Annotated in this window: 21 protein-coding genes; 12 read left to right on the forward strand and 9 right to left on the reverse strand. The window is 64.7% G+C overall.

Translation table 11 applies throughout. The annotated features are described in order from the left end of the window. Position 1 precedes the first annotated feature (1 nt). The 6 genes from ACVJ19_RS12975 (at position 2) to ACVJ19_RS13000 (ending at position 8,037) form a co-directional block, all read left to right on the forward strand. A complete protein-coding gene (locus ACVJ19_RS12975; RefSeq protein ID WP_453948794.1) occupies positions 2-1,450 on the forward strand; it encodes an ammonium transporter in 1,449 nt (482 codons plus the stop codon). 220 nt (positions 1,451-1,670) lie between these two features. Further along, a complete protein-coding gene (locus ACVJ19_RS12980) occupies positions 1,671-2,075 on the forward strand; it encodes a GFA family protein (RefSeq protein ID WP_453948793.1) in 405 nt (134 codons plus the stop codon). A gap of 327 nt (positions 2,076-2,402) precedes the next feature. Continuing rightward, the gene (locus tag ACVJ19_RS12985; protein WP_453948792.1) at positions 2,403-3,617 is read left to right on the forward strand and encodes an aminotransferase class I/II-fold pyridoxal phosphate-dependent enzyme; all 1,215 of its coding nucleotides are present in this window, start codon (positions 2,403-2,405) and stop codon (positions 3,615-3,617) included. A 9-nt stretch (positions 3,618-3,626) separates the two neighbouring features. After that, positions 3,627-6,107, forward strand: a complete 2,481-nt coding sequence (locus ACVJ19_RS12990) for a DNA translocase FtsK (RefSeq protein ID WP_456739383.1) — start codon at positions 3,627-3,629, stop codon at positions 6,105-6,107. A 153-nt stretch (positions 6,108-6,260) separates the two neighbouring features. Then, complete coding sequence (locus tag ACVJ19_RS12995; RefSeq protein ID WP_453955100.1) at positions 6,261-7,016, forward strand: outer membrane lipoprotein carrier protein LolA; 756 nt, start codon at positions 6,261-6,263, stop codon at positions 7,014-7,016. Between the two features lie 205 nt (positions 7,017-7,221). After that, positions 7,222-8,037 (forward strand): exodeoxyribonuclease III, encoded by an 816-nt coding sequence (locus tag ACVJ19_RS13000; protein ID WP_453948791.1) that lies wholly within the window; start codon positions 7,222-7,224, stop codon positions 8,035-8,037. Between the two features lie 123 nt (positions 8,038-8,160). On the opposite strand, the gene ACVJ19_RS13005 is transcribed toward ACVJ19_RS13000, so the two are convergent. After that, positions 8,161-8,604, reverse strand: a complete 444-nt coding sequence (locus ACVJ19_RS13005; RefSeq protein WP_453948790.1) for a cyclic nucleotide-binding domain-containing protein — start codon at positions 8,602-8,604, stop codon at positions 8,161-8,163. Between the two features lie 59 nt (positions 8,605-8,663). Beyond that, on the reverse strand, positions 8,664-9,350 hold the full coding sequence (locus ACVJ19_RS13010) for a response regulator transcription factor (protein WP_008142830.1): 687 nt from the start codon (positions 9,348-9,350) through the stop codon (positions 8,664-8,666). Between the two features lie 203 nt (positions 9,351-9,553). Between ACVJ19_RS13010 and ACVJ19_RS13015 the strand changes: the two genes are divergently transcribed. Next, a complete protein-coding gene (locus ACVJ19_RS13015) occupies positions 9,554-10,123 on the forward strand; it encodes a L,D-transpeptidase family protein (RefSeq protein ID WP_453948789.1) in 570 nt (189 codons plus the stop codon). Positions 10,124-10,129: 6 nt separating this feature from the next. Continuing rightward, on the forward strand, positions 10,130-10,915 hold the full coding sequence (locus ACVJ19_RS13020) for a 2-keto-4-pentenoate hydratase (RefSeq protein WP_453948788.1): 786 nt from the start codon (positions 10,130-10,132) through the stop codon (positions 10,913-10,915). A 155-nt stretch (positions 10,916-11,070) separates the two neighbouring features. Here ACVJ19_RS13020 and ACVJ19_RS13025 read toward each other — a convergent pair whose 3' ends face one another. Beyond that, positions 11,071-11,760, reverse strand: a complete 690-nt coding sequence (locus ACVJ19_RS13025) for a YggS family pyridoxal phosphate-dependent enzyme (protein WP_453948787.1) — start codon at positions 11,758-11,760, stop codon at positions 11,071-11,073. Between the two features lie 109 nt (positions 11,761-11,869). Here ACVJ19_RS13025 and ACVJ19_RS13030 point away from each other — a divergent pair, with 109 nt between their 5' ends. After that, entirely contained in the window at positions 11,870-13,573 is a 1,704-nt protein-coding gene (locus tag ACVJ19_RS13030; protein WP_456739384.1) for a diguanylate cyclase domain-containing protein, read from the forward strand. Between the two features lie 210 nt (positions 13,574-13,783). Here the strand turns inward: ACVJ19_RS13030 and ACVJ19_RS13035 are convergent, their stop codons facing one another. After that, positions 13,784-14,827, reverse strand: a complete 1,044-nt coding sequence (locus tag ACVJ19_RS13035) for a GGDEF domain-containing protein (protein WP_453948786.1) — start codon at positions 14,825-14,827, stop codon at positions 13,784-13,786. Positions 14,828-15,022: 195 nt separating this feature from the next. Between ACVJ19_RS13035 and leuS the strand changes: the two genes are divergently transcribed. The 3 genes from leuS (at position 15,023) to holA (ending at position 19,336) form a co-directional block, all read left to right on the forward strand. After that, complete coding sequence (leuS, locus tag ACVJ19_RS13040; protein ID WP_453948785.1) at positions 15,023-17,659, forward strand: leucine--tRNA ligase; 2,637 nt, start codon at positions 15,023-15,025, stop codon at positions 17,657-17,659. Continuing rightward, a complete protein-coding gene (gene lptE, locus ACVJ19_RS13045; protein WP_453948784.1) occupies positions 17,646-18,197 on the forward strand; it encodes an LPS assembly lipoprotein LptE in 552 nt (183 codons plus the stop codon). The genes leuS and lptE overlap by 14 nt, the downstream gene beginning before the upstream one ends. Before the next feature lie 110 nt (positions 18,198-18,307). Beyond that, positions 18,308-19,336, forward strand: a complete 1,029-nt coding sequence (gene holA, locus ACVJ19_RS13050) for a DNA polymerase III subunit delta (protein WP_453955099.1) — start codon at positions 18,308-18,310, stop codon at positions 19,334-19,336. A gap of 29 nt (positions 19,337-19,365) precedes the next feature. Here the strand turns inward: holA and ACVJ19_RS13055 are convergent, their stop codons facing one another. From ACVJ19_RS13055 to rsmG, 5 genes are all read right to left on the reverse strand, one after another. Next, the gene (locus tag ACVJ19_RS13055) at positions 19,366-20,355 is read right to left on the reverse strand and encodes an integrase core domain-containing protein (RefSeq protein ID WP_453948783.1); all 990 of its coding nucleotides are present in this window, start codon (positions 20,353-20,355) and stop codon (positions 19,366-19,368) included. Positions 20,356-20,850: 495 nt separating this feature from the next. After that, positions 20,851-21,954, reverse strand: coding sequence for a transposase (locus ACVJ19_RS13060; RefSeq protein WP_453948782.1), 1,104 nt, complete (start codon positions 21,952-21,954; stop codon positions 20,851-20,853). Positions 21,955-22,037: 83 nt separating this feature from the next. Beyond that, complete coding sequence (locus tag ACVJ19_RS13065) at positions 22,038-22,925, reverse strand: ParB/RepB/Spo0J family partition protein (RefSeq protein WP_453948781.1); 888 nt, start codon at positions 22,923-22,925, stop codon at positions 22,038-22,040. Positions 22,926-23,089: 164 nt separating this feature from the next. Then, complete coding sequence (locus ACVJ19_RS13070; RefSeq protein ID WP_453948780.1) at positions 23,090-23,956, reverse strand: ParA family protein; 867 nt, start codon at positions 23,954-23,956, stop codon at positions 23,090-23,092. A 28-nt stretch (positions 23,957-23,984) separates the two neighbouring features. Beyond that, on the reverse strand, positions 23,985-24,704 hold the full coding sequence (rsmG, locus tag ACVJ19_RS13075) for a 16S rRNA (guanine(527)-N(7))-methyltransferase RsmG (RefSeq protein WP_453948779.1): 720 nt from the start codon (positions 24,702-24,704) through the stop codon (positions 23,985-23,987). Between the last annotated feature and the right edge of the window lie 34 nt (positions 24,705-24,738).

Raw genomic sequence — 24,738 nt, forward strand, 5'->3', positions numbered from 1 at the left:
TATGACGTTCAAGCGTCCCTATGGCGCGGGATTGGCGGCTCTCGCAGTCGGCCTGTTCGCTGCGACCGCAGCCTACGCCGAGCCAACGGTCAACAAGGGAGACAACGCCTGGATGCTGACATCGACAGTGCTCGTGCTGTTGATGACGATCCCCGGCCTCGCGCTGTTCTACGGCGGCCTCGTCCGCTCCAAGAACATGCTCTCCGTCCTGATGCAGGTGTTCTACACCGTCTGCGTCGTCACCGTGATCTGGGCCGTGTACGGCTACAGCCTCGCCTTCACCGGCGGCTCCGACTTCATCGGCGGCTTCTCCAAGGCCTTCATGATGGGCGTCACCACCGACTCGAAGGCCGCGACCTTCTCGGTCGACGCCAACATCTCGGAGCTCATCTATATGTGCTTCCAGATGACCTTCGCGGCGATCACGCCCGCCCTCATCGTCGGCGCCTTCGCCGAGCGCATGAAGTTCTCGGCGATCGCACTGTTCATCCCGCTCTGGGTCACGCTGATCTACTTCCCGATCGCGCACATGGTCTGGTACTGGCCGGGCCCGGACATGATCCAGGACGCGGCCAAGGCTCTGGCTGCGGCGGGTGATGCGGCGGCGAAGACCGCGGCGCAGGCCAAGCTCGACGAGATCAACGCCGACGCCGGCTGGATCTTCAAGATGGGCGCGATCGACTTCGCGGGCGGCACCGTGGTGCACATCAACGCCGGCATCGCGGGCCTCGTCGGCGCTCTCCTGATCGGCAAGCGCGTCGGCTACGGCAAGGAGCTGATGGCTCCGCACTCGCTGACCATGTCGATGATCGGCGCCTCGCTGCTCTGGGTCGGTTGGTTCGGCTTCAACGCCGGCTCCAATCTCGAAGCCAATGGCGGCGCTGCTCTCGCCATGACCAACTCCTTCGTCGCCACTGCGGCCGCCGCGCTGTCGTGGATGTTCGCGGAGTGGATCGTGAAGGGTCATCCCTCGGTGCTCGGCGTCATCTCCGGCGCTGTCGCCGGCCTCGTGGCCGTCACGCCTGCGGCCGGCTTCTCCGGCGTCATGGGCGCGATCGTCCTCGGCCTGATCGTCGGCGTGGTCTGCCTGTTCTTCTGCACCGTCGTGAAGAACGCGATCGGCTACGATGACAGCCTCGACGTGTTCGGCGTGCACTGCGTTGGCGGCATCGTCGGCGCCATCGGCACCGGCATTCTCGTCAACCCCGCCCTCGGCGGCGCCGGCATCGTCGACTACACGGCAATCCCGCCGAAGGTCGCCGATTACGACTTCGCGGTCCAGGTGCTCGCCCAGCTCAAGGCCGTCGGCACCACGCTGGTGTGGTCGGGCGTCGGCTCGGCGATCCTCTACAAGGTGGTCGATGTGATCGTTGGCCTCCGCGCCAATGTCGAGAGCGAGCGTGAAGGCCTCGACATCACCGAGCACACCGAGCGCGCCTACAACATGTAACTCTCTCCTCCCGGGCGCGGTCCCTTCGGGGACCGCGTCCACAACTACGGTTTGGGCACATACCCGGCAATGCCCCGACCGTTGAGGGGCTCCAGCGCAAGTTGGAGCCCCTTTCTTTTTGCAGATTTTCTTTTTGACCAGGTGCCGAAGAAAAAGATTGCCATTCCAGATTGCCGGCGCAGAAATATCGACTACAACGAACAACAATCGGGAGGTCGTCATGCGTTTGGAAGGCGGATGCTATTGCGGCGAAGTGCGCTATGTGGCCGAGGGTGATCCGATGATGCAGGCCCAGTGTCATTGCCGCGAGTGCCAGTACATCTCGGGCGGCGCGCCCAACACCTTCATCGCGATGCCTGCAGCCGGCTTCAGCTACATCACCGGGCAGCCCAAGCAATTCGCCCGCAAGGACCTCGAACGCGCCGTGACGCGTGAATTCTGCGCCGAATGCGGCACGCATCTGGTGACCAAGGTTCCGGGCCTGCCCGCCGCGATCCTCAAGGTCGGCACGCTGGACGAGCCAAAGCAATTCCAGCCGCAGATGGCGATCTACACCTGCGACATGCAGGAGTTTCACGCGATCCCCGCGGGCATGAAGACCTTCGAGAAGCTGCCGGGGCACTGAAGATCGAATCGAGCCAGGGAGACGGTGCGCTCCCTCTCCCGCTTGCGGGGGAGGGCTGGGGTGGGGGTGTCTCCGCGGGCGAGAACCCCCAAGACCCAAGAGGAGAGAACCCTCACCCGACGCTTCGCGTCGACCTCTCCCGCAAGCGGGAGAGGTGACGAACCCGCCATGCATCCCGTTGTTATCCGGGCCCATTATTCCCGCTCTGGACGGCGGCGGCGGCCGATGGTTAATCGCGTCTTAACCTCGCCCTATCTATGGTGAACTGAACCGCTTCCCGCCGGCGCCTTGGTGCGACCGGCTGTTCCAAGAGTACTGGCGCCCAGAATGGCTCTGACCGCTTCATCCCGTGCGCCGCAGGGCGGTGGTAGCTCCGATTCCGCACGCTCGCCCTTCGTTCGGCTGAACGAGCTTTTGGCCCCGCATCAGCCCGGCAAGCCCTTGATTTCGCTCGCGGTCGGCGAGCCACAGCATCCCGTGCCCGACTTCGTCGGCCCGGTGCTGGCCAAGCACATCGCCGAATTCGGCCGTTACCCGATGAACCAGGGCACCGAGCCGTTCCGGAACGCTGCCGGCGCATGGCTGTCGTCGCGCTTCAAGCTGCCACGAGCGCTCGACCCCAAGAGCGAGATTCTCGTCCTCAATGGCAGCCGCGAGGGGCTGTTCCTCGCCGCGATCGCAGCCGCACGCTATGTCGGCCCGCGTCCCGGCAAGCCCGCCATCCTGATGCCGAACCCGTTCTATCCGGTCTACGGCGCGGGCGCCCTCGCGGCCGCTTGCGAGCCGGTCCATCTTCCGACGACAGTCGAGAACGGCTTCCTGCCCGATCTCGACGCGATCGACGAAGCGACGCTGGCGCGCACGGTCGCGTTCTACCTGGCCTCGCCCGCCAATCCGCAAGGATCGGTTGCCAGGCCCGACTACTTCAAACGCTTGAAGCAGCTCGCCGACCGCTACGGCTTCGTGATCCTCAGCGACGAGTGCTATTCCGAGATCTACACCCGCGAGGCCCCGGGCAGCGCGCTCGAATGCGCCGGCCCCGACTTCACCCGCGTGGTCGCATTCCAGTCGCTGTCGAAACGCTCCAACCTGCCGGGCCTGCGTGTCGGCTTCGCCGCCGGCGACAAGAAGCTCATCGGCATGTTCCTCGAGCTGCGCAACATCGCGGCGCCCCAGGTGCCGGTGCCGCTCCAGCATGTCGCGACCGTCGCCTATGGCGACGAGGCGCATGTCGAGGAGAACCGCAGGCTGTACCGGATCAAGTTCGATCTCGCCGACCAGATCATCGGCAATCGTTACGGCTATCGCCGGCCCGATGGCGGCTTCTGCGTCTGGCTCAACACCTCCGAGATCGGCGACGATGTGTCGGTCACGTTGAGACTCTTCAAGGAAGCAGGCGTGCGCGTGGTGCCCGGCAGCTTTTTGGCGCGACAGCAGCCTGATGGATTCAATCCCGGCGCAGGCTACATCCGCCTCGCGCTGGTGCAGGATGGCGAGACCACGGCGCAGGCGCTGCACCGCCTGGTCGAAACTCTGGGTTAGGCGGGGCCCATGAGCATGTCGGCAATCGAACGCGTCATTCCACTGGTCGGCCATTTGCCGCCCTCGATCCGCGAGGGGCTGGCGCGGCGCATGCGCGAGCTCGCCGGCCTCGGCCTGATCGGACTGTCGGGTGTGGCCTCAGCGGCATTGATGACCTGGTCGGTGCAGGATCCCAGCCTCAGCCACGCGACGTCGCGTCCGATCCGCAACATCCTCGGCTATGCCGGCGCGATCGGCGCGGACCTTGCGATGCAGATCCTCGGGCTCGGCGCGATCATGCTGGTGCTGACCGTCGCGGTCTGGGGCTGGCGCATGATGACGCATCGCCCGTTCGACCGCGAGGCGCTGCGGCTCGGCTCCTGGATCCTCTGCACGGTGATCGCTGCCGGCTTCGTCAGCTGCTGGCCGCATGGCGGCGCCTGGCCGCTGCCGACCGGGCTCGGCGGCGTGGTCGGCGATGCCCTGGTGCGCGCGCCCGCGGTGATCTTCGGACCGCCCGGCACGATCTATCGCATCATCCTCGGCACAATCCTGTTCGCCGCAATGACCGCGACGTTCCTGATCGCCTGCGGTCTCGGCGCACGCGAGCACGACGATGAGCTCGCCGAGATCGAGGACGACGACAAGCCGCTCGACGAAGACGAGGAGAGCGATCGCGGCTCGGTCTCGCTGGGCTGGCTGTTCCATGCGCTGATGAGCACGAAGGCAAGGCTGATCTGGCTGCTTGGCGCTGCTTACCGCTCGCTGGTCTCGAGCGGACCGAAGACCAAGGCGGTTGCGTTCAGCCGCCAGGAGCCGAATCTCGGCGGCGGCGGCCGCGCCGCGCCCTCGATCTCGCCGCAGGCCGAGGACGAGGACTACGAGGAGGAGCACGAGGAAGCCGAAGACGAGGAGGAGGAAGAGGAGGAGCCGGCCGCGCGCGCCCCGCGCAAGAAGGCGGCGCCGAAGGCTGCGGCCAAGAAATCCTCCGACAAGTTCGATCTTCCGTCCGTCTCCATGCTGGCCGCGCCGAAGGCCGGCGATCGCCAGCCGCTCAGCAAGGCCGAGCTGGAGACCAATTCGCGCTCGCTCGAAGGGGTGCTGCAGGATTTCGGCGTGCGCGGCGAGATCGTGAAGGCCAATCCGGGCCCTGTCGTCACGCTGTACGAGCTGGAGCCGGCGCCCGGCATCAAGTCCTCGCGCGTGATCGGCCTTGCCGACGACATCGCCCGCTCGATGAGCGCGCTGTCGGCGCGCGTCGCCGTCGTGCCCGGCCGCAATGCGATCGGCATCGAGCTGCCGAACGCGCATCGCGAAAAAGTTTACCTGCGCGAATTGCTCGTCGCGAAAGAGGCGACCGACACGGTCGCAAAACTGCCGCTGTGCCTCGGCAAGACCATCGGCGGCGATCCTGTTATCATCGACCTCGCGCGCACGCCGCACATGCTGATTGCCGGTACCACCGGCTCCGGTAAGTCGGTCGCGATCAACACCATGATCCTCAGCCTGGTCTACCGGCTGCGCCCCGACCAATGCAGGCTGATCATGGTCGATCCGAAGATGCTCGAACTCTCCGTCTATGACGGCATTCCCCATCTGCTCACGCCCGTCGTGACCGACCCGAAGAAGGCGGTGGTCGCGCTGAAATGGGCCGTGCGCGAGATGGAAGAGCGCTACAAGAACATGGCCAAGCTCGGTGTGCGCAACATCGACGGCTACAATACGCGCCTGCTCGAACTGAAGGCCAAGGGCGAGGAGCCGACGCGCACGGTGCATACCGGCTTCGACAAGGAGACCGGCAAGGCGATCTACGAGGAAGAAAAACTCTCGCTCGACCCGCTGCCCTACATCGTCATCATCGTCGACGAAATGGCCGATCTGATGATGGTCGCCGGCAAGGACATCGAGGGCGCGGTGCAGCGCCTCGCGCAAATGGCGCGCGCCGCCGGTCTGCACGTGATCCTGGCGACGCAGCGTCCGTCGGTGGACGTCATCACCGGCACCATCAAGGCCAACTTCCCGACCCGCATCGCCTTCCAGGTCACGTCCAAGATCGACAGCCGCACCATCCTCGGCGAGATGGGCGCCGAGCAGCTGCTCGGCCAGGGCGACATGCTCTACATGGCTGGCGGCGGCCGCATCAGCCGCGTGCACGGACCTTTTGCCTCCGACGAGGAAGTCGAGAAGGTGGTGCGTCACCTCAAGACGCAGGGCCAGCCGGAATATCTCGAAGCGGTTACCGCCGAAGAGCCGACCGAGGATGAGGACGGAGCGGTGTTCGACGCCACCGGCATGGGTGCCGATGGCGGCGGCGATCTGTTCGCGCAGGCGGTTGCGATCGTCAAACGCGACCGCAAGGCCTCGACCAGCTACATCCAGCGCCGCCTGCAAATCGGCTATAACCGCGCCGCATCGCTGATGGAGCGCATGGAACTGGAGGGCATCGTCGGCCCCGCCAACCACGCCGGCAAGCGCGAGATTCTGGTCGAGGAAGAAGACAGCCATATGTGAGGCGAGGGGGCCTCTGAACAACATTTCACGCAAAATCGATATCTGCTTTTGCCCGAAATCACGGTAAAAGGGCGCCCAGCCACACAGGACGACGCGTTGAACAGACATCCGGACATTCGATTCGCTGCCACCATCGCCGCGCGAAGCGCGCGCATGGCCGGCGTGCTTCTCGTCACCGCCGCGATGGTGACCGCAACGTCGTTCGCGCAGACCGTGCCGGTACCGAAGCCCGCGCCGAAGGGCCGTGATGGTGGTCCGGCCGCGGGTGGCCCCGCGGTGACCGGCGCGACGCAGGCGCCGCCGAACCCGATCATCCCGGATCCGCGCCGCAACGTGCCGAGCAGCATCTTCCAGACCTTCGATGCCAACCAGAAGGCGCAGGCCGCCAAGGTCAGCGCCTATCTGTCCTCGCTTCAGACGCTGGTCGGAAATTTCGTCCAGGTCGGCCCCGACGGCAGCAAGACGCAGGGCGATTTCTATATTCAGAAGCCCGGCAAAATGCGCGTCGAATATGACGCGCCAAGCCCGATCGACATCGTCGCCGATGGATCGTCGCTGGTAGTGCGCGACCGCAAGCTCGCGACCCAGGACGTCTATCCGCTGTCGCAGACTCCGCTGCGCTTCCTCTTGTCCGACCGTATCGACCTGATGAAGGACACCAACGTCATAAGCGTCACTGCCGACGACCTCTTCATCAGCGTCACCATCGAGGAGAAGCAGGCGCTGGTCGGCACCAGCCGCCTGCTGCTGATGCTCGGCGCCAAGGACGGCCAGTTGAAGCAATGGACGGTGACCGATCCGCAAGGCTACGACACGACATTCGCGGTCTATAATCTGGACACGAGCAAGAAGCTCGATCCGAGCATGTTCAAGATCGATTTCACGAACTACGGCCCGTCGCCGGGATAAACGCCGTGCTCTCGTAGGGTGGGCAAAGGCGCTCTTGCGCCGTGCCCACCACCTTTCCCCGTCGCGATCGGCACGTGGGCACGCTTCGCTTTGCCCACCCTACGAGAGCACGCCCAGACCCTCACATCTCGAACTCGAAAAGACGGTGGGCACGGCGCTTTGCGCCTTTGCCCACCCTACGAGAGCTTGCTAAGACGCAATTCCCATGCGTCTTTCCCTGACAACCTGGAACATCAATTCGGTGCGGCTACGCATCGATCTGGTCGCGAAATTCCTCAAGAGCGCGCGGCCGGAGGTGCTGTGCCTGCAGGAGACCAAGTGCATCGACGACGCCTTTCCGCTGAAGCGCTTCAAGCGGCTCGGCTACGAGCACGTCGCGCTGAACGGGCAGAAGGGCTATCACGGTGTCGCCATCGTCTCGAAGATTCCGTTCGAGTCGAAGGACATCCGCACCTTCTGCGACAAGGTGGATTCGCGCCACATCTCGGTCTCGTTCGGCGAGAAGGCAGGCATCGCAAAACCGCTGGTGCTGCATAATTTCTACGTGCCGGCCGGCGGCGACATTCCCGATCCCGCGCTGAACGAGAAGTTCGACCACAAGCTCCGCTTCCTCGACGAGATGACGGCGTGCGAGCCGCTGCATCCGCGCGGCGAGGATCGTCATGTCCTGGTCGGCGATCTCAACGTCGCCCCGCACGAGAACGACGTATGGTCGCACAAGCAGCTGCTGAAAGTGGTCTCGCACACGCCGGTCGAAACCGAGAAGCTCACGGCGGCGCTCGCCGCCGGCGAATGGATCGACGTCGCGCGCGAGCGCATCCCGATGTCGGAGAAGGTCTATACGTGGTGGAGCTACCGCTCCGCCGACTGGACCGTCGGCGACCGCGGCCGCAGGCTCGACCACATCTGGGTCTCGCGCGCACTGAAGGATGCGGTGCAGGATTTCAGGATTCTGCGCGATGCGCGGAGCTGGGAGCGGCCGTCGGACCACGTGCCTGTCACGGTGACGCTGGATCTATGATCGTCGCCCTGGCGAAAGCCAGGGCCCATTACCACCGGCCTTCGTTGTTGCGCGAGGGCGTCGGCAATCGCACCAAGCCACGAACTTTTGGGTTAATGGGTCCTGGCGTTCGCCAGGACGACGTCAGTTCGTCAGCTTCGCGCCCGCCATCAAAATATCGCTGGCGATCTGGCTGGAACGCACCGCGAATTCGTCGCGCAGGCGCACGGCGGCGGCGGGGTCGCTTTCGAGCACGCGCTGGAACAGGCTGCGCGCGACGCGGATGACGGAGGAGTGCTCCAGCGCGATCGCGCTCGACGGCCGCTTCATCGGCACCACCAGCGCAAGCTCGCCGATCAGTGCGCCGGGACCTGCGATCATCTCGGCACCGGCGCCGTCCTCGACCCGGAAGGCGCCGCGCTGGACCACGTAGCCGGCATCGGCGTCGTCGCCGAGATTGAACAGGACGTCGCCGCGGACGAAGTCACGCTGCTCGGAGCCGATCGCCAGCATGCGCAACGAGGCGTCTCCCAACAGGCGCAGTGTCGGGACTCGCTCGAGAAGCGCTACGTCGTCGTCGATTGACATTCAGGTCCGAGGCTCAAAGGCATGCGATCTAAAAACGATTCGCACGCCCCTGAAGCGTATCACGGCACCAGCTTGTAGCCACCGGCTTCCGTCACCAGGATCTCGGGGTTGGCGGCATCCTTCTCGATCTTCTGGCGGAGGCGGTAGATGTGGGTTTCCAGCGTGTGGGTGGTGACCCCGGAATTGTAGCCCCAGACCTCCTGGAGCAGGGTCTCGCGCGACACCGGCATCTGGCCGGCGCGGTAGAGGAAGCGGAGGATGGCGGTTTCCTTCTCGGTGAGCCGCACCTTGCGCGCATTGGCCGCGGTCAGCATCTTCGAGCCCGGGCGGAAGGAGTAGGGGCCGACCGAGAACACCGCGTCCTCGCTGGCCTCGTGCTGGCGGAGCTGGGCGCGGATACGGGCGAGCAGCACGGCGAAGCGGAAAGGTTTTGCGACATAGTCGTTGGCGCCGGATTCCAGGCCCAAAATCGTATCGGAATCGGTGTCATGCCCGGTCAGCATGATGATCGGCGCCTTGAAGCCGCCCTTGCGCAGCGAGCGGACAACTTCGCGGCCATCGGTGTCGGGCAGGCCGACATCCATCAGAACGAGATCGGGCGAATTGGCCTTTGCGGCGCTCGCACCCTTGGCACCGGTATCGACGGCGGAGGCTTCGAATTCTTCGTGCAGCGATAATTGCTCCACCAACGTATCGCGCAGATCGGTATCGTCATCCACGATCAGGATCTTGCGGGCATTGGCCATGGGGTATCATCCTTTTGGAGTCCGGCTCGGCGCGCATGCATGCCGCGCCCGGCCGCGAGGGGAAGTTTAGGGGTCGCCGTTGTTATTGTTGTTCGTGTTGAAGTAGTGGGCTGTTACCGATTCTCAAGCCAGAACCACTCTAACCCAGAATAGCAGGGCGCTTTGATGAATGTCCTGTAATGAATTCGACATCGCACGTACACATGAAAAACAACGTCGCTTCAGCTACTTACACCAGAAATCGAAGCTTCGGACCGCTGTCCGCGATCCGCGTTAAGCCTGCCGCCGGTAATCCGCGCCGGGGCTGGCTGACGGCCGGACACCTGACGATTCCGGTGGCCCTGGGCCGGGGCGGCATTCTCGCCAACAAGCGCGAGGGCGACGGCGGTACCCCGATGGGCAGCTTCCGTCCCAGGCGCCTGTGGTGGCGCGGCGACCGGCACAGCCGTCCGCAGACTTTCCTGCCCGCGCGGATCATCACCGGCGAGGACGCCTGGTGCGAGGATCCCAGGGATCGTCACTACAACCAGGGAATCCGGCTCGGCGAGGGGCAGGGCGGTGACCGGCTCAAGCGCGCCGACCATCTCTATGACTTCATCATCGAGATCGACCACAACACGCGCCCGCGCATCGCCGGCCGCGGCAGCGCCGTGTTCCTGCATCTGGCCCGCGACAATTTCGGCCCGACCGCGGGCTGCGTCTCCATGACCAAATCCGCGATGCTGCAATTGCTGCGACGGCTGGGACCAAGAACAAGAATCATCATCGGGTGAGGGCACATGCTCGACAAGGATCAGATTGCTGCGGCATCGCGCGTCCTCTTTCAACATTGGCGCGACGGCACCAAGCTCGATGCGCTGGAGGCGCGGTTGCGGCCGCAGAGCCGCACTGAGGGCTACGCCGTTCAGGCCGGGCTCGAAGCGCTGTCGCGTGGAAAATTGTTCGGCTGGAAGATCGCGGCCACGAGCGTATCAGGGCAGAAGCATATCAATGTCGCGGGACCGCTGGCCGGTCGCATCATGAGCGACACCGTGATCGCCGATGGCGGCACTGCGTCGATGAAGGGCAATGAGATGCGCGTCGGCGAGCCGGAATTCGCCTTCCGCATGGGGCGCGATCTGCCGCCGCGCGCGGCGCCGTACACGGTCGACGAGGTTCTGGCTGCCGTCGACAGCTTCCATCCCGCGATCGAGATTCCCGATTCGCGCTTTGTCGATTTCGCCGGCGCGGGCGAGGCGCAACTGATCGCCGACAATGCCTGTGCGCATCTGTTCGTGCTGGGCGCGGCGACGTCCGCGGATTGGCGCGCGATGGATCTCGTCGAGGAGCGGCCGCAGATCACGCTGCGCGGCGAACGCTATGTCGGCCATGGCAAGAACGTGCTCGGCGATCCCCGCGCAGCGCTCGCCTGGCTTGCCAATGAATTGCGCGGGCTCGGCCTCACCTTGCGGGCAGGGGAGGTGGTGACGACAGGCACGTGCCATCCGCCGCTGCCGATCCAGGCCGGCGATCATTTCGCGGCGGATTTTGGTGTGCTCGGGAAGGTGTCGGTGGGGTTCGCGTAGGCCGCCCCCTTGGTCGTCCTGGCGAAAGCCAGGACCCATACCGCGTGATCTACGCAAGGGGCAGGATGGTCGTTGCCGCGGTCTTCGCCAAACAGGCTATCGGGGTAATGGGTCCTGGCTTTCGCCAGGACGACCAAAAATAGATTCGCCGATAACTATCGATGCCCGAAGATCGCGCTCCCGACGCGCACATGGGTGGCGCCCAGCATGATCGCGGTCGCGAAATCGGCGCTCATGCCCATCGAGAGATTCTTCAAGCCGTTGCGCTCCGCGATCTTGGCAGTCAGCGCGAAATGCGCGGCCGGCGGCTCATCGACCGGGGGGATGCACATCAGTCCGGAGATCGTCAGCCCATAGGTATCGCGGCAGCTTGCGAGGAAGGCATCGGCCTCGCCGGGCGCGACGCCGGCCTTCTGCGGCTCCTCGCCGGTGTTGATCTGGACGAACAGCTGCGGGTGCTTTTTCTGGGATTCGATTTCCTTGGCTAACGCCTGGCAAATGCTCGGACGGTCAACCGAATGGATGGCGTCGAACAGCGCGACCGCCTCTTTGGCCTTGTTGGATTGCAGCGGCCCGATCAGATGCAGCGCGATGTCGGGGTAAACAGTCGTTAACGCCGGCCACTTGCCTTTGGCCTCCTGCACCCGATTCTCGCCGAATACGCGCTGTCCGGCGGCGATAACCGGGGTAATTGCATCCGCGGCGAACGTCTTGGACACCGCGATCAGCGTGACGGAGGCGCGATCGCGCCGCGCATCCTTGCAGGCGCGTGCAATTTCGGCTTCGACGGAAGCGAGTGCGTTTGGTGAATGGCCGGTTATCGGCGCGGCGTTGTTTTCTGTCATGACGTTGGATTGGCCGTGATCGTAACGGAGGTAAGTCCAATTTTACCGAGTTCAAGAAAGAGTTTTTGAACCCTTCGCTTTACCTTAGCCCGCGGGGTGGGCAGCGAAGATGGCAAGCGTCAGTTTCAACCGCAAACGAGCGAAACTCAAGCAGGTTCTCGGAATCCGGGCCCGGCTTGCGTTGCTTGCGGTCATTCTGGTGGCGCCGTTGATGCTCGAGCGTATCCGTTCGCTCGAAGACACGCGCACGCGGCAGATCGCGCAGGCCGCAGCCGAGTTCACCACCGTCGCACGGCACAGCGCCGATGCGCAGCGCGAGGTGATCTCGTCGGTCGAGACCATCCTGAAATCGGAAGCCTTCATCCGCGCCTCCGCCGGCGGCATCAGCAAGAGTTGCGACGTGCTGCGCGCGAGCCTGCCCTCCAATCTTCCCTGGATCCGCACGCTTCTGATCGCGGGCCAGGACGGACGCATTCAGTGCGCCACCAACAACATGTATGTCGGCCTCGATCTCAGTGACCGGCCCTACTTCCAGCAGGCGCAGGAAACCGGCCGTTTCGTGCTGAGCGATTTCATCCTGTCGCGGCCGGTGCCGTCGCCGACGGTCATGGCGGTCTACCCCGTGTCCGCGTTCAGCGGCGTCGCCGATGCCGTCGTGCTGGCGACGGTCAACCTCGACTGGATGTCGAAGGTCATGAGCAATCTCGGCGGCCGCGCCGGCATCACCGCCGTGCTGGTCGACAGCGCCGGCACCGTGCTGGCAGCTCCCGCCGACCAGCACAGCTCGGTCGGCCGTCCGCTCGACAACATGCCGCTGATGTCCGCGATCGCCGACAAGGCGCTGCGGTCGGACCAGGACGAAGGCTCGCTCTCGTTCCTCGCCGCCGACGGCTCCCGCCGCGCGGTCAGCTACATCCGCATCGCCGGCACCAATGCCCGCCTGATCGCCAGCATCGACGAGGACAAGGTGTCCGCGGCGGTGAGCCGCGACATCCGCACCGCCTATCTCCAGCTCGCTTTCGTCGTCGTGTTCGTCCTGCTCGGCGCGCTGATCGCCGCCGAGAAACTCGTGATCAAGCCGATCGAGATGCTCGCCGACATGGCCAAGCGCCTCGGCGAGGGCGACCTGTCGGCGCGCGCCGCGCGCAATCGCCTGCCGGCCGAGTTCGTGCCGCTGGCCCGCGCCTTCAACGCGATGGCCGCGCAACTCAGCCAGCGCGAGCGCGAGCTGATCGCGAGCAACGACCGCCTGACGGTGATGGCCTCGATCGACATGCTGTCGGGCCTTGCCAACCGTCGCGGCTTCCAGAGCCGGCTCGATTTCGAATGGATGCGCGCGCAGCAATATGGCAGCGACCTCGCACTGCTGATGATCGACGTCGACCATTTCAAGCTGTTCAACGACACCTACGGCCATCTCGAAGGCGATTCCTGCCTGACGCGGCTCGGCGAGTCGCTGTCGGGCATTGCCGCTGACACCATGGGCTTTGCTGCGCGCTATGGCGGCGAAGAGTTCTGCCTGCTCTTGCCGAACACCGATGTGAACCGCGCCGTCGAGATCGGCGAGCAGGTGCGCGCGGCCGTGCTGAAGCTGTGCCTGCCGCACATCACCTCCGCCCACATGATCGTCACCGTCTCGATCGGCGTCGCCGCGACGAAGCCCAACGAGGCCTTGCGTCCTGGCGACCTCATCGAAGCCGCCGACGCCGCGCTCTACGCCGCCAAGCATCGCGGCCGCAACAACGTCGTCGAGCACGGCGTGCAGGCGATCGAGACCGGCACGGCTGCGATGATGATGGCGGCGAGCGCCTAGCCCGCGCGGATAACTCTCTTCACCTCGCCCCGCTTGCGGGGAGAGGTCGGATTGCATCGGAGATGCAATCCGGGTGAGGGGGACTCTCCGCGAGTCCAACTCTCACCGTGATTGCGGAAGCAGCCCCTCACCCCAACCCTCTCAGCGCGAGCGAAGCTCGTCGCGGCCCCGTAAGAACGGGGCGAGGGAGCGCACCTTCATTGCGGCTAGCTACCCCGCAGCCCCGGCGCGATCGAGCTCGATCTCGGTCACCACGCGATTGCGGCCGCCGCCCTTGGCGAGGTAGAGCGCGCGGTCGCAGCGCTCGATGAGATCGGCGATGGCTTCGCCGGAACGATACTGCGCCGCGCCGATCGATACGCTGATGTTGGGCAGGACCTCGCCGGTCGAGCGGCGGGTGATCCTGCATTCGGCGATCGCGCGCCTGATGCGCTCGGCGATCTCGGCACAGGTGGCGAGATCGGCGTCCGGCAGCACCGCGATCAGCTCCTCGCCGCCGTAGCGGGCCGGCAGATCCTGATCGCGCACCTTCTCGCGCAGCACTTTTGCGATGAGGCGCAGCACCTGGTCGCCGACGCCATGGCCGAAATCGTCGTTGAAGGTCTTGAAGTGGTCGATGTCGAGCAAGAGCACGCTGAGCGGCTCGCCCCAGTCCGCCGTGACTTGCGCCTTGCGCAGGAATTCGTCGAGCGCCCGACGGTTGGCGAGGCCCGTCAGCGTGTCGGTCCGCGCGCGCTCCTCGGACTTGGAGAGCGAGGCGCGGATCACATCGAGCTCGCGGGCCTTTTCGGCAAAGCCCGCCTCCAGACGCGTCGCCCTCGTGGCCGCGCGGGCCAGCTCGTTCATGAGCTGGGCGACCAGCGCCTTCGGGTCGACGCCGGCCTTGCCCTGGTCGGCGACCTCGCTGATGGCCTGCATCTGCGAATGGTTGTCGGCGATCGCGGTCGCCAGGAACTCCTTCGCCGCACCCATCACGGCGTGCAGTCGCTCGGAGGTGTCGACGACGGCACTCACCTGCGGCGCGACATAGGTCTCGAACAGGTTCTGATTGGTCCGGGCGTCGAAGGGACGGTTGTGGTCGATCAGAAGATCGATGGCGTTGCGCAAATCGTCATGGCTGCCTGCGAAATACTGGTACCAGACGGCAAAATTGATCGGCGTCGGCGCAATCCGCTGCTCGGCCATGCTCCGCATTGCCCGTCCGGCGATGGACGCGGCACAATCGTAGTCGGGATCGTCGAAGCTGGCGTCCATCGCAAGTATTTTGGGGTCCTGGCCAGCCGCAACCTCGCATCGACCCCTTAATCACACCCCAACAGCGGCCTAGGTAGTTCTGCGGAGCAAGGCCAGAGGTTCCCAAGGTGCGGCAACCCATTGACCCCCCGAGGGCTTCTATGGCCTAGTCCGCCGTCTTTAGACGGCCGAACCCAAGAAAAACCCAACGATTCCATGACCTCCGAACGCTATAACGCCCGCGATTCCGAACCGCGCTGGCAGGCTGCCTGGGACCAGCAGGCGATCTTCGTCTCGAAGAACGACGATCCGCGGCCGAAATACTATGTGCTCGAGATGTTCCCCTACCCGTCCGGGCGCATCCATATCGGCCATGTCCGCAACTACACGCTCGGCGACGTGCTGGCTCGCTTCATGCGCGCCAAGGGGTTCAACGTGCTGCATCCGATGGGCTGGGACGCTTTCGGCCTGCCGGCCGAGAATGCCGCCATCGAGCGCAAGGTCGCGCCGAAGGCCTGGACCTACGACAACATCGCCGCGATGAAGAAGCAGCTCCGCTCGATCGGGCTGTCGTTGGACTGGTCCCGGGAGATCGCCACCTGCGATCCCTCCTATTACAGGCATCAGCAGAAGATGTTCCTGGACTTCCTGCGCGCGGGCCTTGCCGAGCGCGAGAAGCGCAAGGTGAACTGGGACCCCGTCGACATGACCGTGCTCGCCAACGAGCAGGTGATCGATGGCCGCGGCTGGCGTTCGGGTGCTGTGGTCGAACAGCGCGAGATGAGCCAGTGGGTCTTCAAGATCACGAAGTACTCGCAGGAGCTGCTGGCTGCACTGGACGGGCTGGATCGCTGGCCCGACAAGGTGCGGCTGATGCAGCGCAACTGGATCGGCCGCTCCGAAGGCCTGCTGGTCCGCTTCGCGCTGGATGCGGCGACGACGCCGGCCGGCGAGAGCGAGCTGAAGATCTTCACGACGCGCCCCGACACGCTGTTCGGCGCGAAGTTCATGGCGATCTCGGCGGATCATCCGCTGGCCCAGGCCGCCGCCGCCAAGAACCCGAAACTCGCGGAGTTCATCGCCGAGATCAAGAAGATCGGCACTGCGCAGGAGATCATCGACACTGCGGAGAAGCAGGGTTTCGACACCGGCATCCGCGCGGTGCACCCGTTCGACCCGAGCTGGAAGCTGCCGGTCTATGTCGCCAATTTCGTGCTGATGGAATACGGCACCGGCGCCATCTTCGGCTGCCCCGCACACGACCAGCGCGACCTCGACTTCGTCAACAAGTACAATCTCGGCAACACGCCGGTGGTGTGCCCGGAAGGGCAGGATCCCAAAACATTCATCATCACCGACACCGCCTATGACGGTGACGGCCGCATGATCAATTCCCGCTTCCTCGACGGCATGACGATCGATCAGGCCAAGGAAGAGGTGGCGAAGCGTCTCGAGGGCGAGCTGCGCGGCAACGCGCCGGTCGGCGAGCGACAGGTGAATTTCCGCCTGCGCGACTGGGGCATTTCGCGCCAGCGCTACTGGGGCTGCCCGATACCCGTGATCCATTGCCCGAAATGCGATGTCGTACCGGTGCCGGATGCCGACCTGCCGGTAAAGCTGCCTGACGATGCGACCTTCGACAAGCCGGGCAACGCGCTCGACCATCACCCGACCTGGAAGTACGTCACCTGCCCGCAATGCGGCGGCAAGGCCCAGCGCGAAACCGACACCATGGACACCTTCGTGGACTCGTCCTGGTACTTTGCGCGCTTCACCGATCCCTGGAACGAGAATTCGCCGACGACCCCTGCCGTGGCCAACCGGATGCTGCCGGTCGACCAATATATCGGCGGCGTCGAGCACGCGATCCTGCATCTGCTCTACAGCCGCTTCTTCACCCGCGCGATGAAGGCGACCGGGCACATTGCGCTGGACGAGCCGTTCGCCGGCATGTTCACGCAAGGCATGGTGGTGCACGAGACCTACCAGAAGGCCGACGGCACCTATGTGCAGCCGGCCGAGGTGAAGATCGAGGTCGGTGGCAACGGCCGCCGCGCGACGCTGCTGTCGTCGGGCGAAGACGTCCAGATCGGCCCGATCGAGAAGATGTCGAAGTCGAAGAAGAACACGGTCGACCCCGACGACATCATCGCGACCTACGGCGCCGACGTCGCCCGCTGGTTCATGCTGTCGGACTCTCCGCCCGACCGCGACGTGATCTGGAGCGACGAGCGCGTCCAGGGCGCCTCGCGCTTCGTGCAGCGGCTGTGGCGGCTGGTGAACGACTCCGTGGAGCTCGGCAAGGGCGCGCCGACAGCCCGGCCCGCCAGCTTCGGCCCGGATGCGACCGCCCTGCGCAAGGCCGCCCATGGCGCGCTGGACAAGGTCACCACTGGGATCGAGCGGCTGCACTTCAACGTCTGCCTCGCCCATATCCGCGAATTCGCCAACGCCTTCTCGGAAGTGCTCCAGCGTCCCGGCCAGCCGGCCGCCGACCTGGCGCCAGATTTGGCCTGGGCGATCCGCGAGGCCGGCCAGATCCTGGTCCAGCTGTTCTCCCCGATGATGCCGCACCTGGCCGAGGAGTGCTGGCAGGTTCTCGGCCAGAAGGGGCTGGTTTCGGAGGCCACTTGGCCCCAAATCGAACGCGATTTGCTGGTTGAAGACAGCGTGACCCTGGTGGTTCAGGTCAACGGCAAGAAGCGGGGTGAGGTCACAGTTGCAACAGCGGCCCAGAATCCGGAAATCGAGGCTGCCGTTTTGGCCCTCGATGCGGTAAAGCTGGCCCTGGACGGCAAGCCCGTCCGCAAGGTGATCATCGTCCCCAAGAGGATCGTGAATGTTGTCGGCTAGGATCCGCATCGCAGCCCGCCTGCTGGCAGTCGCCGCACTGGCGGCGCTGACGGCTGGCTGCTTCCAGCCGATGTATGCCGACCGCGGCGACGGCACCCCTGGCCTGCGCGAGAAGCTGATGGGGGTCGAGCTGCCGCCCATCAACAAGCCCAACGCCTCCCGCGAGGCCCGTGTCGGCGTCGAGGTCCGCAATGCCCTGGCCTTCAAGCTTTACGGCTCGGCGACGGGCATGCCGCCAACCCACCGCCTGGACATCCGCTTCATCTCCAGCCGCTCGTCCCTGATCGTGGATCCCAACACGGGTCTGCCGAGCAGTGAGAATTACGGCATCGACTGCCAGTACAATTTGGTCGAGATCGTCAGCGGCAAGTCGGTCATGACCGGCACCACGTTCTCGCGCGTGTCCTACGACATGCCCGGCTCCTACCAGCGCTTCTCGCGCAACCGCGCCGTTCGCGATGCCGAGGATCGTGCCGCCAACGAGATCGCAGAGAACATCAATACCCGGCTCGCCGCGTTCTTCACCGCGGGCACTTAAGTCATCCCCCGTCATTCCGGGGCACGCGTAGCGTGAACCCGGAATCTCGATCCCCAACCTCTGGATTCCGGGTTCGCGCTTCGCGCGCCCCGGAATGACAATTGGGCCCAATGGTCGCGCTGCGCGGAAAAGAGATCGACGCCTTCCTCGCCCGTCCCGATGCGGGCCGCCCCATTATCCTGCTCTACGGACCCGACGCCGGCCTCGTACGCGAACGCGCCGACGCGCTGATCGCCTCGGCGGTCGACGATCCCAACGATCCCTTCTCGCTGGTGAAGCTCGACGGCGACGAACTCTCCGCCGAGCCGTCGCGGCTCGTCGACGAAGCCATGACGGTGCCGCTGTTCGGCGGCCGCCGCGCCATCCGCGTTCGCGCCGGCCCGCGCAGCTTTGCCGGCGGCATCGACACGCTGGCCGAGATGAGCGTGAAGGATTGCCGCATCGTGATCGAGGCCGGCGAGCTGCGCCCGGAATCGCCGCTGCGCAAGGCCTGCGAGAAGGCCAAGACGGCAGTCGCGATCGGCTGCTATCCCGACACCGAGCGCGACCTCGCCAAGCTGATGGAGGACGAGCTCCGCATCGCGAACTTACGCATCGCGCAGGATGCCCGCGCGGCGCTGATGTCGTTCCTCGGCGGCGACCGCCAGGCCTCGCGCAACGAGCTGCGCAAGCTCACGCTCTACGCACATGGCAAAGGCGAGATCACGCTGGATGACGTCATGTCCGTCGTTGCCGATGCGTCCGAGCTGAAGCTCGATCCGATCGTGGACGGCGCCTTTGCCGGCCGGCCCGACATCGTCGAGACCGAATTTGCAAAGGCCATGATCGCCGGTACCTATCCCGGCGTGATCATCTCCGCCGCACAGCGCCAGGCCGCGTGGCTGCACAAATCAGCGCTCGCGATCGCCGACGGTCAGCCTGCGTCCGCCGTGCTAGACGGCGGCTTTCCGCGGCTGCATTTTTCACGAAAGCCGATGGTCGAAACCGCGCTGCGCAATTTCAGCGTGGCGCGGCTCGCCGCCATCATCGAGCAGCTCGCGACCGCCGCGCTCGAGACCCGCAAGCAATCGACGCTAGCCGCCGCCATCGCCCAGCGCACGCTGATGGCCATCGCGGCGAATGCGAAGCGGCGGGGCTGAAGTCCCTCCACCGTCATTGCTGTCGATGTTCAATAATTCGCTGATTGGATCGCGGTGGTCTTGGTAGCGGCGAAGGCCTTGGGAGTTTGTCCCGCCAAGGCCTGATGGGGTCTGTGGTTGTTGTAGTAGACGAGGTACTCGAACAGTTCATTGGCGAAGTGGTCGAGGTTGTCGAAGGTCGCGCCGTCGATGACGTCGTCATCGAGGGTACGCCAGAAGCGTTCGACCTTGCCGTTGGTCTGCGGCCGATAGGGCCTGGTGTAGCGGTGTTTGATGCCGAGCTCGAGCAGCATGGCCTCGAACGGATGCTCGCCCGGCTTGGTGCGGGCGGCGAACTCGGCGCCGTTGTCGGACAGGATTTCCTGGAAGACGAGCCCATAGGTGACGTTGAGGGTGTTGATCATCTTCAGGGTCTTGAACATGACCGGCAGCGCCTTCTTGGATGTCAGGACCTCGGCCCAGGCCAGACGCGAGCAGCTGTCGATCAGGCTGATGATGTAGGCCGTGACCGGGGGTGGCGCGAGGAACATATCGCGCGGCAATTGATGCAGATCGACGTGGCCCAGCTCCCCGAGCTTGTCCTTGATAATACGGCGTTTCTCCTCACGCATCGCCGGCGTGCGGCGGTTCAGGCGGTAGTGTTTCAGCACCCGGTAGATCGTGATCGGCGAAGGTACCGTGTCGCGCGTTTCGCGCAAGACGGCATGAATCTCATAACGGTTCATCCCCCGTTTGCGATGGGCGACGATCTCCGCCTCGATCCCTTCCGGCTCGCGCCGTTCCCGCCACTTCGGGCCGCGCCGCCGCGGCAGCAGATCCGCGTCCTCGCCGCTCTGCAGATAGCGATTGTAATATTTGCGGAACGTCTGCGAGCAGGTCCCGTGGTGCCGGTAGAAGTCGCCGACCCGCTTGAACAGCGGCGATCGGCCAGCCTTCACCGCCTCATACTCCGAAATCAGAAAACGCCACTTGTGCAGATAGTTGCGCTCAACCGTTCGGTCATAGCTGTTGTCTCGCATCGGATCGTTCCTCCGCTGGAGCGATCCAATCAGCGAATTAGTGAACATGCACAATTGCGAGCGCAGCGAAGCAATCCAAAGTCCCTCCGCGGAAAGATTCTGGATTGCTTCGCGGAGCCTGTCATCGGGCCGCGCTTCGCGCGGACCCGGTGGCTCGCAATGACGCGGTGGATGCAGACGCGCGCCAAGCACTCAGCAGTCGTCCTGGCGAAAGCCAGGACCCATTACCCCAGGGAGGGGTTTGGCGAAGATTAGTGGTTCGGTACGACGACCTTCCGCGATCGAAAGATCACGCGGTATGGGTCCTGGCTTTCGCCCATGGGCGCTAAAATAGTTGCATTGCTTGATAGCGACGTTTTCGTCTTGGTGGTTCGTGTAGGTGCCGTCCGAGCGTGGAGCGAAGTCTGCGCAGGCAAGCAATCGCGGGTTGGGGCATGATTGCTTGTCGAAGCGAGGCGACGAGTTGGCGGAGCAGACGCCAGGTCCCTGGACGGGTCAGGCGGCCTCGGCCAAGCGGGGAGAGTCCTCGAGTTCGTCGACGAGTGGCTCGAGCAGGAGAATGATCAGCAGATGAGCGAGGATGTGGGGCCTGGCGGACCGCTCGTCAGTTCCGGGAGGGCCCTTCAGGCCAATCAAACTCTTGAGCCGCTTGAAGCCGAGTTCAATGCGCCATCGCAGCCGATAGAGGGCAAGGACATCGCTCGTTGAGAAGTCCTCCGGTGCGAGCGAGGTCACCAGGATCACCCAATCTGCGGCGTCAAGTGTTTGCCTGGAGAGCTGGTGGCCTCCCTTTTGTGCCGTTCGGCGCGCCTTGCGTCGTGCGACCGCGGCCGCTTGCGCCGGCTTCCTGACGGCAACCAGGCGCAGAGCGAGCAGCGGTGCGCCAGACTTGCGTTTTATCCAGATCGGTCGATCGATCAGGCCACATGCCGAAGCCTTGCGCAGTTCGGCCGTCAGATCGACCAGACCACCTTTGGCATCAACCCAACGCGCGCTCTTCCAGCCGGACCGGATCACGAAGTCCGCGCCGGCATCGACGAGACGTGCCATGCGCTCCGGTTGCAGATAAGCGCGGTCGCCAAGACGGATTTCGCCGGCAATCACCGGTATCCGGTCCAGCGTCTCGCCCGCTCGCTGATCGGTCAGCTCGAAGTGACCAAAGCGCTCCTGCGGAAGATCGAACGCGCTGTGTATGCGCCACACCGCGTTCTTGTTCCTGCCGCTCGTCCCAGCCTTCGGGACCGTCGTGGCGTCAACAATGCGGATCAGGCGGCCGTAGCTCGCCTTCGGCGCACCGCTCGCCAGTGCTTGGCCTATCAACTTCGCCAGCCAATCTCCGCACTGACGCAACCGATACAACAGAGCCACGTTGGAGATATCGACAAGGCCCACCGACGCGGCCCATGCCGCCGTCAACCGCAGACCTCGCTCGCCAAGGCAATACGCCAGGATCAAGCGCAGCAAATCCACCGCATTGCTGATCTCCCGCGGGCGGACAAACGCCTTCGTCTCGCGCGCGCTAACGTTGAGCGCTTCGGCGCCGCCAAGCCGGGCGACTACGCGCGCCCAGTCCTCGTTCACAAGCGATTCGTGTGCCATCCCAATTTGGAATCACAAGCGAATCCAACGCGCAAACCCTATTTTAGCGCCCATGGGCTTTCGCCAGGACGACACCGAGAAAGTTACAGCGCGCCCTTGGCCAGCCGCTTCATCACCTCGTCGAGCTGATCGAGGTTGCGGTAGTTGATCTGCACGGAGCCGCCGGGGTCGCGGTGATTGACGGTGACCTTGAGGCCGAGCGCGTCGCTGACGCGCTTTTCCAGATCGATCGTGTCGGGGTCCTTTTCCTTACCGCCGGTGCTGCGCGCCTTCTGCGGCTTGCGCTCCGGCACGCCCTCTTCATGCGCGAGCGCTTCGGCCTGGCGGACGTTGAGCCCTTCCTCGACGATGCGCTTGGCGGCGGCGAGCGGATCGGGCACGCCGATCAGCGCGCGGGCGTGGCCCGCCGTCAATTCACCGGTCGCGATGAAGGCCTGCACCTCGGCCGGCAGCTTGGTCAGCCGCATCATGTTGGCGACGTGGCTGCGGCTCTTGCCGACGACCTTTGCGATGTCGTCCTGGCTGCGTTTGAACTCGTTGGCGAGCGCGTGATAGCCCTGCGCCTCCTCCATCGGGTTGAGGTCCTCGCGCTGCACGTTCTCGACGATCGCGAACTCCAGCGCGTCGCTGTCGCTGATGTCGACCGGCACGATCGGCACCTCGTGGAAACCCGCCATCTGCGAGGCGCGCCAGCGCCGTTCGCCGGCGATGATCTCGTAGCGATCCTGCGCGCCCTTCACCGGACGCACCACGATCGGCTGGATCACGCCATGCTGCTTGATGGAGTCGGAGAGCTCCTTCAGCTCGGTATCCGAAAACGTGCGGCGCGGGTTGCGCGGATTGGCCTTGATGAATTCGATCGGCACCTTGCGCTGCGCGCGCGGACGATCGACATGCTGGGCCTCGCCGCCGACGTCACCGATCAGACTTGCAAGACCCCGGCCCAGTCGCGAACGCGCTTCGTCGGCCATCGCCAGCTCCCTTGGATTCAACTCGAACGCTCCTGCTACTCTGTTCCCGTCATTCCGGGGCGCGCGAAGCGCGAACCCGGAATCTCGACGTTGTTCAATTTCAAATCTCGGGATTCCGGATCAATTCGCGTGCCGCGAATTGTCCGGAATGACATCATCTGGATTCAATGCGTCGTGCGCAGCTCGCGCTCGCGCTGGATCACTTCGGTGGCGAGCCGCAGATAAGCTTCGCTGCCGACGCATTTGAGATCGTAGACCAGCACCGGCTTGCCGTAGGACGGCGCTTCCGAGATGCGCACGTTGCGGGGGATCATGGTCTTGTAGACCTTCTCGCCCATGAACTGGCGGACGTCGGCGACGACCTGGTTCGACAGGTTATTGCGCGAGTCGAACATGGTCAGCACGATGCCGTGGATCGACAGGTTCGGGTTCAGCGTCGAGCGCACCTGCTCCACCGTCTGCAGCAATTGCGACAGACCTTCGAGCGCGAAGAACTCGCACTGCAGCGGCACAAGGATCGCGTCCGACGCGGCCATCGCGTTCACCGTGAGCAGGTTGAGCGAGGGCGGGCAGTCGATCAGCACATAGGTGTAGTCGGCGTCCGGCGAGACATTGTTGTTGAGCGCGCCGATCGCATCGCGCAACTTGAAGGCGCGGCCGGGCGTGGTGCCGAGCTCGAGCTCGAGGCCGGAGAGATCCATGGTCGAGGGTGCGATATGCAGCCGCGGCACTGCGGTCGAGACCAGCGCTTCACGCAGAGGGGCTTCACCGATCAGCACGTCATAGGTCGAGCAGGAGCGATTGCGACGGTCGATGCCGAGACCGGTCGAGGCGTTGCCCTGCGGATCGAGATCGACGATCAGGACGCGTTCGCCGATCGCAGCGAGCGCGGTGCCGAGATTGATCGCTGTGGTTGTTTTTCCCACACCGCCCTTCTGATTCGCCAGCGCGAGGATGCGTGGATGGCCATGCGGGACCTCAGCCTTCTCTTGGTCGGTCTGGTCTTGCTGCGGCTCGTCAATCACGCTCATCGAAATTCCCCCACTACCCCTGAACGCCTCAGCTGCGCCGTTCGGCGGCACCCAGCTCCACGATCCAACCGTCGCCGGTACGGCTTTGGTGGAGCTGCGGCTGAATATTCCAATATTTAGCGGCTTCGGTCAATTCAGCCTCTATATCTTGACCCTTGAGAAACAACGCCTTTGCGCCCTGGCGCATCAGCGGCTCCGCAAAGCCGATGAGTTGATGTAGCGGAGCCAGCGCGCGCGCGGTGACGCAATCGACGGGGCCGGTGATTCTATCCACATTATCCCCGATCTCAGCGAGATGTACGACCCCCGGAGATGAGGTGATGCGAATCGCTTCGCGCAAGAAGGCGGCCTTCTTGGCGATTCGCTCGACGAGATGGACGCTGGCGCCCGGCGTCTCCGCCATGGCGCAGGCGAGCACGACGCCAGGGAAGCCCCCGCCGCTGCCGAGGTCCGCCCAGCGCTTTGCGGTCGGCGCGAGATCGACGAGCTGAAGCGAATCGGCGATGTGCCGGGTCCAGAGCTGCGGCAGGGTCGATGGCGCGACGAGATTGGTCTTGGCCTGCCACTCCCGCAGCAGCGCGATGTAGCGATCAAGCCGCTCCTCGGTTTCACGTGAAACGGGCGCGAGCTTGAAGGCCTTGGTCTTGTCGGCGGCGATGATCGCGTCGAGCGACTGATCGTTGGCGCTGGCCTTGTCGATTCTCGGTTTGGCCGGCGGTTCGCTTCGCCGACCAGCGCCCTCACCCACTGCGCTTTTCCCTGATGACGATCTGCCGCCGCCC

It is taken from the genome of Bradyrhizobium sp. USDA 376 (genome assembly GCF_054063675.1).

What these genes read in the sequence shown, in the direction of transcription:
- ACVJ19_RS12975 (WP_453948794.1), top strand. Translation starts at nt 2, where the DNA reads ATGACGTTCAAGCGTCCCTATGGCGCGGGATTGGCGGCTCTCGCAGTC.
- ACVJ19_RS12980 (WP_453948793.1), top strand. Translation starts at nt 1,671, where the DNA reads ATGCGTTTGGAAGGCGGATGCTATTGCGGCGAAGTGCGCTATGTGGCC.
- ACVJ19_RS12985 (WP_453948792.1), top strand. Translation starts at nt 2,403, where the DNA reads ATGGCTCTGACCGCTTCATCCCGTGCGCCGCAGGGCGGTGGTAGCTCC.
- ACVJ19_RS12990 (WP_456739383.1), top strand. Translation starts at nt 3,627, where the DNA reads ATGAGCATGTCGGCAATCGAACGCGTCATTCCACTGGTCGGCCATTTG.
- ACVJ19_RS12995 (WP_453955100.1), top strand. Translation starts at nt 6,261, where the DNA reads ATGGCCGGCGTGCTTCTCGTCACCGCCGCGATGGTGACCGCAACGTCG.
- ACVJ19_RS13000 (WP_453948791.1), top strand. Translation starts at nt 7,222, where the DNA reads ATGCGTCTTTCCCTGACAACCTGGAACATCAATTCGGTGCGGCTACGC.
- ACVJ19_RS13005 (WP_453948790.1), bottom strand. Translation starts at nt 8,604, where the DNA reads ATGTCAATCGACGACGACGTAGCGCTTCTCGAGCGAGTCCCGACACTG.
- ACVJ19_RS13010 (WP_008142830.1), bottom strand. Translation starts at nt 9,350, where the DNA reads ATGGCCAATGCCCGCAAGATCCTGATCGTGGATGACGATACCGATCTG.
- ACVJ19_RS13015 (WP_453948789.1), top strand. Translation starts at nt 9,554, where the DNA reads ATGAAAAACAACGTCGCTTCAGCTACTTACACCAGAAATCGAAGCTTC.
- ACVJ19_RS13020 (WP_453948788.1), top strand. Translation starts at nt 10,130, where the DNA reads ATGCTCGACAAGGATCAGATTGCTGCGGCATCGCGCGTCCTCTTTCAA.
- ACVJ19_RS13025 (WP_453948787.1), bottom strand. Translation starts at nt 11,760, where the DNA reads ATGACAGAAAACAACGCCGCGCCGATAACCGGCCATTCACCAAACGCA.
- ACVJ19_RS13030 (WP_456739384.1), top strand. Translation starts at nt 11,870, where the DNA reads ATGGCAAGCGTCAGTTTCAACCGCAAACGAGCGAAACTCAAGCAGGTT.
- ACVJ19_RS13035 (WP_453948786.1), bottom strand. Translation starts at nt 14,827, where the DNA reads ATGGACGCCAGCTTCGACGATCCCGACTACGATTGTGCCGCGTCCATC.
- leuS (WP_453948785.1), top strand. Translation starts at nt 15,023, where the DNA reads ATGACCTCCGAACGCTATAACGCCCGCGATTCCGAACCGCGCTGGCAG.
- lptE (WP_453948784.1), top strand. Translation starts at nt 17,646, where the DNA reads ATGTTGTCGGCTAGGATCCGCATCGCAGCCCGCCTGCTGGCAGTCGCC.
- holA (WP_453955099.1), top strand. Translation starts at nt 18,308, where the DNA reads ATGGTCGCGCTGCGCGGAAAAGAGATCGACGCCTTCCTCGCCCGTCCC.
- ACVJ19_RS13055 (WP_453948783.1), bottom strand. Translation starts at nt 20,355, where the DNA reads ATGCGAGACAACAGCTATGACCGAACGGTTGAGCGCAACTATCTGCAC.
- ACVJ19_RS13060 (WP_453948782.1), bottom strand. Translation starts at nt 21,954, where the DNA reads ATGGCACACGAATCGCTTGTGAACGAGGACTGGGCGCGCGTAGTCGCC.
- ACVJ19_RS13065 (WP_453948781.1), bottom strand. Translation starts at nt 22,925, where the DNA reads ATGGCCGACGAAGCGCGTTCGCGACTGGGCCGGGGTCTTGCAAGTCTG.
- ACVJ19_RS13070 (WP_453948780.1), bottom strand. Translation starts at nt 23,956, where the DNA reads ATGAGCGTGATTGACGAGCCGCAGCAAGACCAGACCGACCAAGAGAAG.